This window comes from Sorangium sp. So ce1153 (assembly GCF_051521595.1).
Lineage (GTDB): Bacteria > Myxococcota_A > Polyangia > Polyangiales > Polyangiaceae > Sorangium.
Genome location: NZ_CP150361.1, coordinates 11749265 through 11763735 on the forward strand (window position 1 = coordinate 11749265; position 14471 = coordinate 11763735).

Consider the following 14471-nt stretch of genomic DNA (forward strand, 5'->3'; position numbering starts at 1 on the left):
GAGCTCGCGTGAAGGTGGGAAGACAGGGAGATGATTGAGCTTTTCTCCCGCCTCCCCGGCTCCCCCGGCGAGCGCGACCGCCGCGGGCTGTCAGGCGCTGATCCGCTGGGCCTCCTCGGTGAGCGCGGGCGCGGGCTCGCCGCCGTCGCCCTCCCCCGCCCGCCGCTCGCCCTCGGCCGCGAGGTCCTGGCTCCGCGCGAGCGCGTACACGGCGCGGACCCGCGCCGCGGCGAGGGCCGGGCCGGGCTCGGGGTTCAGGAGGACGCTGCCGTCGTCGAGCTCCAGCGCGATCGGGATCGCGCCCCGGGGCTCGAGCGCCGCCCGGAGATCGTCGAAGCCGATCGCGCCGTGCGCCTGCTCCGCCGGGCCGCGAGGACGCGGCTCGACGCGCAGGAGATCCTGCCCGCCCTCGCCGAGGAGCTCTTCGTAAAGGGTCGTTACTCCCGGCACGAAGGCGCTGTGGACCATGAAGTAGTTCTTGATGCGCTCGGTGCTGACCAGGCTGAGCATCAGCCGGTCCGGCCCGGCGAAGCCGCACCGGCCGGCGTCGAGCAGGCTCCGCACGTGCTCGCCCTTCGCCACCGAGGAGAACTCCGCGAGCACGTGCAGCCGCCCGCCGTGCGCGAGCTCCCTGCTCTCCAGCGCCCGCGCGAAGCGGATGAGCCGCATCGCCGTGCGCGCGTCGCGATCGAGCCCCTCGGGCTCGCTCAGGAACACCGCCGCCGACGCCGGCGCCCCGCGCGCGGCGCAGCGCACCGCGAGTGAGGCGAGGTCGTGCCCGTGCTGCGTGTACACCGTGGCGCGGCCCCCGCGCGGCAGCGCGAGCGCCGCCCCTTCCGGGCCCGGCGGCGCGCCGTCGGGCCCGAGCGTCACGCCGAGCGAGGCGAGCCGGTCGGCGAGCGGCATCCGCTCGTCGCCGCGCTCGCCGAGGACCAGCGTCACCTCGATCCCCGGGACGAACTGCGCGAGCGCGCGCAAGAGCGAGGGGAGCGCGGCGCTGTACCCGACGACCAGCACGCGCTCGAGGTGGCTGTGGCGCCGCGAGAGCGTCGCCGCCCACGCCTCGGCCAACCCGCGCGCGGCCTCCGCGCCGCCGGTCGCCGCCGGCTCCGCCGCGACGCCGCGGCCCATGAGGAGCTCTCGACCGTAGCGGCGGAGGGGCGCGTAGGTGGCCGACACGCCGATGAGCCCGCGGAGCCGCCGCGCCGGCACGCGGCCCGCCCGCGCCCCGAGCGCCCACGCCGGCGAGCCCTCGGGCGGATCGAGCAGCGGGTTGAGCCACTGCACGAGCCCTTCCACCGGCACGAGCTCGCCCTCCCTGCGCTCGGGCACCTCGTCGCCGAGGAAGACCCCCGCGAGGATCACGTTCGCCTGGTACGCGGCGCGCGCCATGCGCGAGAACGAGAGCTCGCCGCCCGGGCCCTCGCCGAGGGCGGCGACGGCGCGGGCCTCGTCGTCGCCGAGGAAGACGTGCGTGTAGAACTCCGAGCCGTCGGCGGTCATGAGGTCGGTGTAGAGCGACTCGACGCCCGGCGTGATCAGGTGCTGGCAGAGGAAGAAGCCGAGGAACCGCTGCATGTCGAGCGGGTACGTGCCGGGCCCGCCCACGGCCTGGATGAGGTCGCGGTTCTTGCTCTCCTGCACCTCGACGAACACGTGGCCTCGCCGGTTCTGCGTGCGGAACGAGGAGACCGCCATGGCCGTCACGGCGTCGGCGTCGGGGCCCGCGTCGGGCCGCGTGAGGATCAGCGCCCGCTTCGCCCCGGCGGCGCCCACGAGCCCGAGCGCCTCCGGCTGCGCGCTGTCCCCCTTGCGGTAGCTCACCCAGCGCATCCGCGGGGCGTAGAGGTACGCGGGCGGGTCGTCCTCGGTGCCGAGGAGCGCCATGCGCGGGAGCGCGTGCCGCGTCGGCGCGGGCCCGCGGCGGACGAGCCACAGCCAGAGCTCCGAGAGCCGGATGGAGCGGAGCGCGCGGTGGCGCTCGTAGAGCCGGACGAACTCCTGCACCAGCATCTCCGCCTCGTGCACCGGGCCGATCACGAGGGCGTGGCCCGCGTAGCCGACCGGCCGGCGGCGCGCCGCGCGCACGACCTGATCGACCACGTTGGCGCCGATGCCGATGATGAACGAGGTGACGAAGACGCCGACCATGGTGAGGCCGAGCGAGATGACGGCCACGATCGGGTGGACGCGGAGGTTGGCGACGAGGTTGTCGGCGCTCTCGAGCTGGCGGAAGGACCACCAGATCCGGTCGAGGAAGGTCGTGTCGGGGGCGGGGCCGCGGCCGTCGTAGTCGTGCGGGATCGCGAGGTGGCTGAGCAGCACGGAGGCCCCGAACGCGAGCCCCCAGACGGCGAGGGTGACGAGGCCGAACTGCTCGAGCAGCTCGCGTCGCGTCATGATCGCGTAGAGGTCGATCGCGATCTCGCGCGTGAAGCGCAGGAGCAAGAAGAGCCGCGACAGCCGCAGCAGGGGGAGCGCGTGGGCGGCGTGCGCGTCGAGGAGCCGCTCGAGCGGGAGGAAGCTGAGCCAGGCGACGATATCGAAGACGAAGAGGAGGACGTCGAGGCGCGACCTGTCGCGCCCGCGCTGGCCGAGGAGGACGGCCCGGAGGAGGAGCTCGACGCCGAAGATGCCGAGGAAGTACGGGCGGAGCTCGTCCTCGAGGCCCTGGATGGGCAGGACCGAGACGAGGATCAGGAGCGAGAGCGCGAGCTTGACGGGCCGGGTCTCGAGCCCGCCGGCGAGGCGGAGGAGCAGGGGCGGGCGGGGCGCCATGCGGGCGAGGATAGGCGGGATAGGCGACGTCGCGCGCGGCCGTCTGCGGGCAGGCCGGGCGGGCGGATGGCCGCGGCGGTCCGCCGTGCGCGCCAGCCCGGCCTGCCCGCAGACGGCCGCGCGGCGCGCCCGCTGCTCAGCTGGGGTCGAGGTGCCACGCGAGGAGTGGATCCCGCGCGCACGCGGATTGGACGACATTCGCCATGAGGGCCGCGCTCTGAGCGGGCAAGACCGCGCCGAGCTCGTAGGGAGCACCACCAATCTCGATCACCAGTCCGCTTCCGTGATAGATGCTGCTCAGCAGCTCGGCCTTGGATGATGCATTGGTGATGATGGCGATCACCGGATAACCCCGGCGGTGGGCATGGAGAACGCCCCCGGCCGTCAGGAGCCGGGTGAGCTGCTTGGCCCGGTGCGGCTTCTCCAGGTAGACCCAATCCACCTCGACGAGGTCCTCGCGCCGGAGGTCGGTCCGCCCTGTCAGGGCACGCACGTCGATACGCTGCCACACGTCAGGGAGCACCCTCTCGAAGACGAAGGGGGCGCTGGAGGCGCGCATGATGCTCATCATCCCGACGGCGCGCGTCGAGCTGCCATCCACCGCCTCGACGAGGATGAAGTCACTGCGGTCGAAGTCTGACTCAATGAGCTCCAGAGGATCGTCGATCTCCGCCATGAACTGTCCCTGCAAGCAACGAATGGCCGGCTTGTCGGCCGGGACTGCCAGCCGGAAGATGTACTGTGTCATATTGCCCCTTGTGCGGACAGAAAGTCCAAACGCGATCCGAAAGCCAATCTCCCCGCAGCGGCCCTCCCACCGTCCAGCCACGCCGCACGCGCTCGCTGACATGGAGAACCTTCCGCGACCCGCATCCACCCCTGATAAATACGCTGTGTCAGCGACCCATCCGTGCGCGACCGGGCCGCTTTCACTCCACAGCTTGCGGGGTTCAGCGCAGCCTCGGTTGAAGCACCTGAAAGGCGCATCTCACCGCCACAACCAGTACAGGAGAGCATGTCGATCGGACAGGTCCGTCTGACAGATCCGCTCCGCTGTCCGTTGCATTGCAAGAGCTGTGCCCACGGGCCCGTGGCGGCATCGCCGGAAGCAGCCCGGCCGGCAGACGACCCTGAGCTCGTAGGTTCAGAGTAGACGCGGGAGCCGTCCTCTTGGAGCTCCCTTCGTCCGACGTCAAGGATATCGAGCTGCGCCTTCGGGACGATCCCCGAAGTGCGGCGGCGACGCGACAATCCGCAAGATTACCGCAAGTCGTCCTGCATTGGCCCAGCGCGGTCGGACCGGGAACGCCCTCCTCCGGGGCGGGGCTCGATCAGCTACGGGGCAGTCGCCCTCCCCGAGCTCGAGCGCGGAGATGGATGAGCGCGCCGCCAAGCCTGGCCGGCAATAGCGCGCCGCCAGGGCTTCTCGTCGGGCACGTGGCACGTGGCACGTGGCACGTGCCGCGTGCCGCGTGCCACGTGCCATTCCTTCGCTGCCGCGCCGAAATCCGGGCCATCTATGGATCGGGGGCGTCACGGCATGGCACGAGGTGAGGCCACCCTCCCTTGAACGCCTCGGCGTGCGCGCTGAGCTGCAATGCTCGCTGCGCGCCGCGAGGCGCGAGGGTCTCTCCAGCGGAGGTGCGCCCCGCACCTGTCAGCACGTCAGACCCAGCTGCCGGTGGTGCTGTCATTTGCCCAGAAAGGGTTCACATGAAGGCGGTAAGGCGGGAAGATCATTGAGATTTTCTTCCCGCCTTACCGCCTTCATGCTCAAATGACAGCACTACCCAGCTGCCGGCGTCACGCAGGCGATGAGATGCGCCTTCCGCCGGACGGCAAGGCCTGGCACATGCCTTGCGATACATCGCGTCGAGAACATGTCGCGCCCGCGGGAGGTTGTTCTCCCGGAGTGCAGGCGGGCCAGGGTGGGCCCGCGGGCCGTATGACAGAATGGTTGATCTTTGCGAATCACCCTGGCGGTGACGGCGAGGGCACCGAGGGAGCCACGCAGCGAGAGCGCGCGTGATGGGGAGGCCGAGCTCAGGGGACCTGTCCGGCGCCCCAGGCTGAGAGCTCACCTCAGCGAGTGAAGCCAGGAGAAGGCAGCCTTGGGAACAACAGCGAGCTCGGTCAAGAGACACAAGTTTTCGAAAGACGTGCTCAGAGACGTCAGAGCCTGCTACACGGCAGACAACTGGCATGGACCCCTGGAGATCGTCAGGCACTGGCTGTTCATTTCATTCTGGATCTGGTTCTCAACCTGGTCGTGGCGGCACCTCCCTCTGGCGCTGGGTGCCGCGTCGTACTTCGTCGCGATCTTCTTCATAGGCGGGCGGCAGCGCGCGCTGGCAGGCGTGCTCCATCAGGCCTGCCACGGCACGCTCATGTCGAACACCAAGATAGGTTCCATCATCGGAGCGGCGCTCGCCGGACACCCCGTACTCCAGAGCTACACTGGATACCGACTCTCTCACGTGGTCAACCATCACGGTCGCTTCGGCGATCCCCAGCGAGATCCCGACTACCTCCAGTACCAGCGCATCGGACTGTGCGGGCACAACCTCCAGCGAGCCAGGCTGCGCAGCTATTTGATGAGGCTGGCTGGCCCACGCTCGACATTGTCCTACATGGCGTACCTGATTCGACACAGGATCTTGCACAAGGAAGAATCGACGTGGGAGCGCCACGTCAGGCTCGTCGGCCTTCTGACGATCGTCGTCGCCGCCGCGGCCACGGGGTGGCTCGGCGTGCTCGTGGCCTACTGGATAGTCCCGCTGGTCACCACGCAGGTCTGGATAGGCGCGGTAGCAGAGCTATTGGAGCACTACCCGCTGATCGAAACCGCGTCGCGCATCGATATACGCATGACATGGAACCGAGATTACGGACCAGCCGAGCGGTTTCTGCTCGGAGAGGAGGAGGGCGAAGGATACCACCTGGTTCATCACCTCTTCCCCCGAGTCCCCCTCTGGCGCTTGAGGGAAGTACACACAATCTTGAGGAGGGACCCTGCATACGCCGAGCTGAAGCGTCCGAAGGGTCTGGCGGCGCTTTCCACCATCTTCGCATCGCTGCCCGCGCCGGAGATGAAAGGGTCCACCGCGAGCGCCTGACCGAGCGAACGCCCGGGCGCTCGCGTCGAGCTGGCGACGCGAGGACGCACAGGCAGCGCGGCCGGCGAGCCATCGACAACGATCACAGACTTTACAGGATCGAGAGCAGAACGATGCTTGCGAACAAAAAACTCAGCGTTGAAGTACACAATGAGTGGGATCCGCTGGAAGAGGTGATCGTCGGCAGCGCCAAGTTTGCGCAGCTCCCCTATCTCGACCACGGGATGAACGCGATCGAGCCCAACACGCGGCACATACTCGAATCGCCCCAGGACCGAAGGTTCCCGGCCAAGGTGATCGAGGAGACAGAAGAAGATCTCGCGCGCTTCATCGAGGTGCTGGACAGACTGGGCATAGTCGTCCAGAGGCCAAAGCCGATCGAGTTCCCCGGCCTCGTACGAACGCCTTTCTGGGAATCAGAATACTACTTTCCGTACTGCCCGCGAGACGTCCTGCTCGCGATCGGCGACACGGTCATCGAGTCACCGAATCCATTCCGTTCGCGGTACTTTGAGTCCATGGCCTACCGCGATATCATCGTTGGGTACCTGAAGCACGGCTCACGCTGGCTCTCGGCGCCAAAGCCGTCGCTGACGGATGAGCTGTACGAGACCAGCAACCCTGCTCAGCCGACCCTACGAGAAATAGAACCCGCCTTCGATGCTGCCAACGTGCTCCGCCTCGGGCGCGACATCATCTACCTCGTATCGTCCACCGGCAACGAGCTGGGCGCACAGTGGCTGCAGAGCGCGCTCGGGCCAGAGTACCGCGTCCATCCCTGCCGCGACCTCTATTGCGGATCGCACATAGACACCACCCTGGCCCCCATACGTCCTGGCCTCGTGCTGATCAATCCAGAGCGCGTCAACAAGGACAACCTTCCGGCTCCGCTCAGGGATTGGGAGATCATCGTAGCTCCAGAGATGGAGGTCGTGCACTACTCGGATCTTGCGCCGAGCGCGTCGATCTGGCTGGGGATCAATCTGCTGATGCTCAGCCCGCACCTCGCCGTCGTGGACGCAGATCAGACACGCCTGATCCGCCTGCTCGAACGGCACCGCGTGGAGGTGATCCCGCTGCGACTGCGCCATGGCCGCACCCTCGGTGGGGGATTTCACTGCGTCACGCTGGATGTTCGGCGTCGAGGAAATCTGGAATCGTACTGCGAATGAAGCACCACGGCGAGGTGCCTGGCTCCTTCGAGGCATCGGCCGCGCTCCATGGCGTCGCCGGCCAGCCGGAGCTGGCGGCGGGCGGCTCGATGCCCATCCGCTTCATCGGCCACGATGACCAGGAAGCGTCGGCGCGGCGATAGCCGCAAGCTCCTACGAGGTTCCGGTGAAAAGCAGCTCTAGACTTCTCCTCACAAAGCCGGTCGCCGCAGAGAATGTGCCGGTAGTTCAGCCGATCTATCAGACCACGCTCTTCCGCATGCCGAGCTACGATGTCGCTGTCGGCTCGGAGCACGCGACGCGACCGAGCTCTTACTACACGCGTTGGGGGAATCCGACGGTCAGCTTCCTGGAGAAGCAACTGGCGTCGCTCGCGGAGACGGAGACCGCGATCGGCTTTCCTTCGGGCATGTCGGCGATCACGACCGTGCTGCTCGCCCTCAACGACCCTGGCGACACGCTCGCGGTGTCGACCCGTATCTACGGCGACAGCTTCAGGTTCTGCGCCGAAGAGATGCGACGCTTTGGCTACAAGGTTCGCTTCTTCGTACCCGAGGATACGGAGCAGCTCGAGGAGCTGCTCCGACATGGCTGCCGATCGGTGTACTTCGAGGCGCTGAGCAATCCAGAGCTCATCTTGCCGGACTGCAAGGAGATTTGCCGGCTGGCCTCGCGATACGGGGCGACGAGCATCTGCGACGCGACGTTCACCCCTCCCGGGGTCCTGGAGACCTCGACCCTGGGAGCCGATGTCGTGGTTCACAGCCTGACGAAGTACTTGAGCGGCCACTTCGCCGTCCACGGTGGCGCCGCGATGTGCTCGGATGCGCTGGCCGAGAGGGTCTGGCGCAAGCAAACGCTGTATGGATCTTGTATGGATCCGCACGCGGCCTGGCTCGTATCCGAGGGTCTCAAGACGATTCATGTGCGCGTGGCGCAACAAAACGCGAGCGCCGCCCGCATCGCCGAGTTCTTGGAGGCGCACCCCCGAGTCACGTCGGTTCGCTATCCGCGCCTGCGGTCGCATCCGCAGCATGACCGGGCGCGCGAGCTCCTCGGCGGCGGCGGGGGCGTCATCTCCTTCTCCGTTGCGGGTCCTGCGAGCGACATCGCACGGCTCCTGGAGGCGACCCAGATCATCGGGTTGTCGGTGAGCCTGGGAGGGATCTATAGCGTCATCGAGCATGCTCGATCGATGTCGCACTCGATGGTCCAGGATGCCGATGGGGAGGCCTCACAAGGTAGCAGGCCGGCCGACGATCTCTTCCGCCTGTCGGTCGGGCTGGAAGACGTGGACGATCTGATCGCAGATCTCGCGCAAGCCCTCGCGAAGTTGAGCTGAGGCTCTGCTGGAACCGTTGCTTCGAGCGCGGTCGACCGGCGCTGCGCTCAGCGCAGCGCGACGTTTCCATCGATCATGGCCCGGCAGCGTGGCCCGGCAGGCCGACGACGGGCTCCAGGCTTCGCCCTCAGGCCCGGTCAGCGAGGAGCGTCCTTCATCGAGTCGAGCACTCGCTCGATGTCTGCGTGCGTCTTCCGCGGGTCGATGATGACGATCCGCACGGCCGGTTCGCCCTCGAACGTCGTGGGTACGACGAACCCCGCGCCCGAGGCGATCAGATGGGCCGACCAGGCATTGTAGTCCGCTGCGGACCAGCCGCGGCGGCGGAACACGAGGACGCTCAGCTCAGGTTCGATGAGCAGCTCCAGAAACGCCCTCGCGCGGATCGCTTCTGCCGCCTGCTGCGTCAGCGTCAGCGTCGTCTCGATCGCCGCAGCATAGGCGTCCGTTCCATGAACGGCGAGCGAGAACCAGAAAGGGAGCCCGCGAGCGCGTCGGCTCAGCTGCAACGCGTAGTCCGCGGGATTCCAATCGGTGCCCTCGTTGATGGGATCCAGATAGGCCGCTGATTGGTTGTGCGCCGCCCTCGCCTGGGCCGGTTCGCGGTAGACCAACGCGCAGCAGTCGTAGGGCGCAAAGAGCCATTTGTGCGGATTGACGGTGAAGCTGTCGGCCATCTCGATCCCGGCAAAAGCCGCTCGCTTGCTCGGCGCGGCCAGCGCCGCGAGCCCGTAGGCTCCGTCGACGTGCAGCCATGCACCCCGTTGGCGGCAGACCTGCGCAACGCCGGAGAGATCATCGATCAGGCCCAGGTTCGTCCCTCCCGCCGATGCGACCACCGCGAAGAGCCCATCGTCCCCCTGCGCGTCGAGCGCTGCCCGGAGGCTCGCGCTGGTCATGCGGTGGCGGCCATCAACGGGGACATCGATCAGATCGACGTCGAGGATGCGCGCCGCCTGCTTGATCGACGAGTGGCCTTCGGTCGACGCTGCCAGCTTCCAGCGGGCCGGACGTACCCCCTGGCGCCGCACGAGCGCTGCATGTCGCGCCGCATGGAGAGCCGAGAGAGTGCCCAAGGTCCCGCCGGGCACGAAGGTGCCCCCGGCTGCGGCGGGGAAGCCGGCGAGGTCGGCTATCCAGCGCAAAGCCTCGTTCTCGGCGTGGACAGCGCCCGCAGCTTCGAGCCAGCTGGCCGCGCAGAGCCCGGCTCCGCTCACGACCAGGTCGAAGAGCACCGACGCCTCCGTCGGCGCATGGGGGATGAACGCGAAGTACCGGGGGTGATCGGCTGCCACCGTTGCCGGCGCCAGCTCGTCGACCCAGCGCCGCAGCGCCTCCTTTTCCCCGAGGCCCGCTGGCGTGATCGTCTTCCCAACCCGCTGCGCCAGCACCGCCGGCTCTACCTGGCCGCCGAGCGGCCAAGCGTCCCGTTCACGGCGCAGTACGATGTCTATCACTCGACGCGCCAAGTGCTCCGATTCGTCCGTCGAGCCGTGCAAGGTCTTCGTCATTCCGATGAACAAACAGGTGAACCCCGGCGGTGCTGGGGGATTCGAGAGATCCTACCCACCGGGAGATGATTGCTGTATGCGATCATCCTCGAACAGGCGCCTCGTTCCGAAGGTGATCTTTGCGGTGCCACGAGATGCTAGAGCACTGTAAATGGAAACGCAAGCACCGCGCAGGATTCATCCCCAGCTATCGCAGGATTAACGCGCTCGTCCCTCTCCCTCGTTTGGCGCTCGACCTGCGGGTCGCACGCGGGCGCGCCCCGCTCAGAGCCGCGCGCTGCCGGGCCCGGTGTTCGCGTGCTCGTGGAAGCGGTTCGCGGGGTACGTGCCCGCCGTGGAGCTGTAAGGGCGGCTGACGGTCGAGGCGTGCCAGGGATCGTCCGCTCGGATGTGGGCGCCGAGCGTGGAGTTCCGGATGACCGCATGGCCGTTCGGGTACACGCCGCTCGCGACGTTCGCGGCGTACGTCGTGAGATCGCTCTGCCCCTCATCCCAGGCGCGGCCGAGGTAGACGAGCCCGTTTGGCGTGCCGGCCTCGGCGGTGAGGTCGCTGTCGATGACGAGGATGCCGTGCTCGTTGCGCGCGTCGGTGCTGGGAGCGACGATGTACCCGCCCGTCGCGCCTTGCCGCGCGGTCAGGTACTTGATCGTGCAGCCGTCGAGCACGAAGGTGCCGCGGCCGAAGATGAAGTCCACGTCGCCCTCCACGTGGCAGCCCTTGAAGTACGCGCGCGACACGGTCCCAGCGTTCGGCGTCTTCACGTAGAGGGTGTCTTGATTGCCGAGCAGGCGCACGTTCTCGAAGATCAGCTTGTCGGCCTGGGTCATCAGCGCGACGGCCTGCTTCCCGCCGGACACGGCGCTCTCGTCGGTGTCGTTCGCGATGGTGATGTTCCTGGCCCGGAAATCGTCGGCGTACGCGGCGAACGTCGCGCTGCCGCTGGTCCCGTAGGTCGTCGCGCTCAGGTTCGGGTTGCAGGGATTGGCGGGCGCGCCCGACGCCTTGGTCTTGCCGCTGTGGTTGTTGTAGGCGATGACGGTGCGGCTGGCGTCGGAGCTGGTGCTGTACAGGGTGATCGGCGGGGCCGCCGCCGGCACGCAGATCACCTCGCGGTAAGTCCCCGACGCAACCTGGATATAGACCCGGCTGGTCGCGCCGGAGGCCACGGCCGCGTCGATCGCGGACTGCACCGTCCGGTGCGTGCCCCCGCTCGCGGCGACCGAGTACGTGGGCGTGAAGCCGCCGACATCGCCGACTCCCGCGGTGGGATCCCAGGAGTCCGCGACGAGGCCGGAGGCGATGTCGCCGGCCTTCTTCAGGTGCTCCAGGATGGTATGATGAGCCGCCTGCGCGGCCGTGAGCTGCGGGCGCGTCTCGGTCCCCGCCGCGAAGCCGCCCTCACCGGAGCCGCCTTCACCGGAACCACCGGAGCCGCCTTCACCGGTGCCGCCGGTGCCGCCTTCACCGGTGCCGCCGGTGCCGCCTTCACCGGTGCCGCCGGTGCCGGCCATGTCGCCCGTGGAGCTGCTCGCAGGGCCAGCGCCCTCGCCCGACGACGAACCGCCGGAGCCGGAGATCCCCCCGGAGGACGAGCTGCTGGAGGCATCCGGAGCGATTGAACCTCCACCCGAGGAAGACGCGCCTGTCGGGTCTCCACCGCTGGAGTCGTCGCCGCCGCACCCGGAGAGACTGAGCGCGACGAGCGCGAGAGGAAACGCGACAATCCGACGGAAATTGCTGTTCATGTCCACCGTTCGACCTGACCTTTGTCGAGAGCACGATGCAGCACTGCAAGACGTGCACCACCCGGCACAACACCACGCCGGTCGGTTCGCGGAGAAGCTCGGGGAGGGTGATTCGAACATGCTCGGTTCCCCTACATCCGACGTGCCTGTCGCCTACCGACATGATCGGCGGCGCTACCGGGCGCCCGCCTTGTCAACTCCGGGTTGACGCGGTCTACAGCCCTGCGTGACAACGCAGAACGCGCCGCCGGACAGCGGGGGAATCCGCGTCGTTCTTCGAGGAAATATCCAACAGTAACGCAAGCTTGCAGCATTCGAAGGCCAGACGGCAGTTGGCCCGCGTGTTGCTGACAGGGGTGCTGCGACGCAGCGCAGGGCACCTCGAGCACGGCGCGCAGGGCTGGAAACGGCGCTGCGTGCGCCGGGTCGAGGCGTTCGCGAGGCGGCTTTACGGTTCGACAACTTACTTGAACAAGGACTGAAACAATGAAGCTTCACTCGACTTTTGCTCGTCATGTGCTGCTGGCGCTCGGCGCCGTGGGGGTCATCGCGACCGGCTGCCTCTCGGAAGAGGAAGCCATGATGGATATGGACGGCGCGAGCGAGGCGGTGAGCACCACGCGGCTGGAGGCCGAGTCCCAGTCCTGGTCCAATTCGTCGGGGGACGGGTTCGACGCGAGCTCGACCAGCGTGCGGCTCAAGGCCAACGCGAGCGGAGACTACTTCAAGTTCTCGAAATCGGTCGCTGCGGGCGAGTACCGGGTCGTGGTGCGCTATGCCCAGCGGAACATCTACGGGAACTACCAGCTCCAGGTGAACGGCGCCTCCGTGGGGAACCTCGACGGCTATTCGTCGTCCTCGAGCGATGGCTGGAAGACGGTGACGCTCGGCACCAAGAGCCTCTCGGGCACCGTCGAGTTCAAGCTGGTCTGCAGCGGCAAGAGCTCCAGTGCTTCGGACTACGACATCAAGGTCGACTACATCGAGCTCGTGCCGACGGGCAGCAGCAGCTCGACCAGCAGCTCGACGTCGAGCTCCTCTTCCAGCGGCTCGGGCGGCAGCGGCGGCTCGGGCGGCAGCGGCGGCTCGGGCGGCAGCGGCGGCAGCACGACGACAGGGAGCGGCGGGGTCGTCGACGCGACGATCGTCGTGAGGTCGGGCCAGGTCTATGACGGCGGCGGCAGGCGGTTCATCGCCGGCCGCGCGCTCGGGGACGGCAGCCAGTCCGAGAGCCAGAAGCCGGTGTTCAAGCTCGAGAACGGCGCGGTGCTGAGGAACGTGGTCCTCGGCGCCCCGGCCGCGGACGGCATCCACACCTACGGGAACGTCACGCTGGAGAACATCGTCTGGGAGGACATCGGCGAGGACGCCATGACGATCAAGGAGTCTGGCACGGTCGTCCTCAACGGCGGCTCGGCGGTGAACGGCGAGGACAAGGTCTTCCAGATCAACGCCGCGAGCACGTTCCGGGTCTCGAACTTCCGCGCCTCCAACGCCGGCAAGTTCATCCGGCAAAACGGCGGGACCACGTTCAAGGTCGACGTCTTCATCGACCGCTGCGACATCTCGCACATGGACGAGGCCATCTTCAGGACGGACAGCAGCACCAGCACCGTCTCGATGACGAACACCCGCTACAGCGACATCGGCGACTCGCTGTTCATCGGCCTGTCCTCGTCGAGGATCACCACGTCGAACAACACCCCGTACTGACGACGGAGCGCGCGCGGCAAGGCGAGCAGGCCGGGGACCACCTCCCGGCCTGCCCGGCTGGCTCAGATCGCGCTCAACTCGCGGGAGACGGCCACCGGCGTACGGCCGGGCGGGCGAAGGCGTAGAGGGCGTCGATCGTGCGACGCAGAGGCGCCCTCCGGTAGGTCGCGCGGTGAATGGACCACGCGTGGAAGACACACGCGTCGCCGGCGCGCAACGCCAAGCGCGCGGCGTTCTGCATGTCCGGCGCGTCCCGATCGGCGCCCCTGCGGATCCGGAGCTCGTCCGGGGTGTCCCAGCGAGCGTGCGATCCGGGGACGATCTCGAGGCGGTCGTCGTCCTCCAGCGCCACCCGGAAGTGCACCGCCGTGGTCGTCGCGACGACCGCGCGCTCCACCTCTGGATCGGGCTGGCCGAACTGGCTGTCTCGATGCCAGTCACCATCCCAGTCACGCCGGGTCTGCTCGTGGTAATAGTGCGCGTCCTTCAGGCGCGGCGTCTCCTCCTCTCCCGGGCGGGAAAGGCCGGCGAGGAGCTCGCAGACGCGCCCGGAGCCGAAGAACCCGGCGATGCGCTCCAGCGCGCGGGGATCGTCCTGGAAGCAGGTCGCGCCGTCCGTGAGGAGCGAGATCCTGGGCGTCGAGTGGCCCGTCTCCAGGGAGCGCGCTCGCGCGCCGACGAGCGCGACGTCGCACGCGCGGCGGAGCGCTGCGCGCTCGGCGTCATCGAGGAAGGCGCGCACGACGAAGAAGCCGTGCGCGCGGAAGGCGTCCATCCGGTCTCTCGCTGAACTGCTCATCATGACCTCGCGGCGCTCGAGCTCGCGCAGATCACCGAGGACCGACCACCGGTCCTGATCATGGGATCTGCCGAGATCGAACCTTGCCGGCCGGCACCGACGGAAGAGGGCAGCATCGCGATCCAGGACCGCCGAAGGGCAGCGCCCTCTTCGCCCCGATGCGAGCCGTGCCGGCGGCAGCGCGAGGGGCCGGGCTCGGAGAGAGCCCGCGCATCGGAGCATTCGTTGGATCGGGGCCGCTGTCAAGCTGGCGCCGCAAGAGCGAGGAATCGAGAGCGCCAGGGGGCACCTCGG

9 protein-coding genes and 1 pseudogene are annotated in these 14471 nt (G+C 68.1%); 5 read left to right on the forward strand and 5 right to left on the reverse strand.

Features of this window, described 5'->3' with window-relative positions; all coding sequences use genetic code 11:
• Positions 1-90: 90 nt before the first annotated feature.
• On the reverse strand, positions 91-2778 hold the full coding sequence (locus tag WME85_RS42750; protein WP_437829956.1) for a hypothetical protein: 2688 nt from the start codon (positions 2776-2778) through the stop codon (positions 91-93).
• Positions 2779-2914: 136 nt separating this feature from the next.
• Entirely contained in the window at positions 2915-3526 is a 612-nt protein-coding gene (locus WME85_RS42755; protein WP_437829959.1) for a hypothetical protein, read from the reverse strand.
• Between the two features lie 1363 nt (positions 3527-4889).
• On the opposite strand from WME85_RS42755, the gene WME85_RS42760 reads away from it, so the two are divergent.
• The 4 genes from WME85_RS42760 (at position 4890) to WME85_RS42775 (ending at position 8408) form a co-directional block, all read left to right on the forward strand.
• On the forward strand, positions 4890-5894 hold the full coding sequence (locus WME85_RS42760; protein ID WP_437829961.1) for a fatty acid desaturase family protein: 1005 nt from the start codon (positions 4890-4892) through the stop codon (positions 5892-5894).
• A 113-nt stretch (positions 5895-6007) separates the two neighbouring features.
• Positions 6008-7066, forward strand: a complete 1059-nt coding sequence (locus WME85_RS42765) for an inosamine-phosphate amidinotransferase 1 (RefSeq protein ID WP_437829964.1) — start codon at positions 6008-6010, stop codon at positions 7064-7066.
• On the forward strand, positions 7063-7209 hold the full coding sequence (locus tag WME85_RS42770) for a hypothetical protein (RefSeq protein WP_437829965.1): 147 nt from the start codon (positions 7063-7065) through the stop codon (positions 7207-7209). The genes WME85_RS42765 and WME85_RS42770 overlap by 4 nt, the downstream gene beginning before the upstream one ends.
• A gap of 23 nt (positions 7210-7232) precedes the next feature.
• Entirely contained in the window at positions 7233-8408 is a 1176-nt protein-coding gene (locus tag WME85_RS42775) for a trans-sulfuration enzyme family protein (protein ID WP_437829967.1), read from the forward strand.
• 137 nt (positions 8409-8545) lie between these two features.
• Here WME85_RS42775 and WME85_RS42780 read toward each other — a convergent pair whose 3' ends face one another.
• Together WME85_RS42780 and WME85_RS42785 are read right to left on the reverse strand one after the other, a co-directional pair.
• A complete protein-coding gene (locus WME85_RS42780) occupies positions 8546-9919 on the reverse strand; it encodes a pyridoxal phosphate-dependent decarboxylase family protein (RefSeq protein WP_437829970.1) in 1374 nt (457 codons plus the stop codon).
• A gap of 264 nt (positions 9920-10183) precedes the next feature.
• A complete protein-coding gene (locus tag WME85_RS42785) occupies positions 10184-11431 on the reverse strand; it encodes a pectinesterase family protein (protein WP_437829973.1) in 1248 nt (415 codons plus the stop codon).
• A 1338-nt stretch (positions 11432-12769) separates the two neighbouring features.
• Here WME85_RS42785 and WME85_RS42790 point away from each other — a divergent pair.
• Positions 12770-13378: pseudogene (locus WME85_RS42790) on the forward strand (pectate lyase); the annotation flags it as partial.
• Positions 13379-13451: 73 nt separating this feature from the next.
• On the opposite strand, the gene WME85_RS42795 reads toward WME85_RS42790, so the two are convergent.
• Positions 13452-14153, reverse strand: a complete 702-nt coding sequence (locus tag WME85_RS42795; RefSeq protein WP_437829975.1) for a phytanoyl-CoA dioxygenase family protein — start codon at positions 14151-14153, stop codon at positions 13452-13454.
• Between the last annotated feature and the right edge of the window lie 318 nt (positions 14154-14471).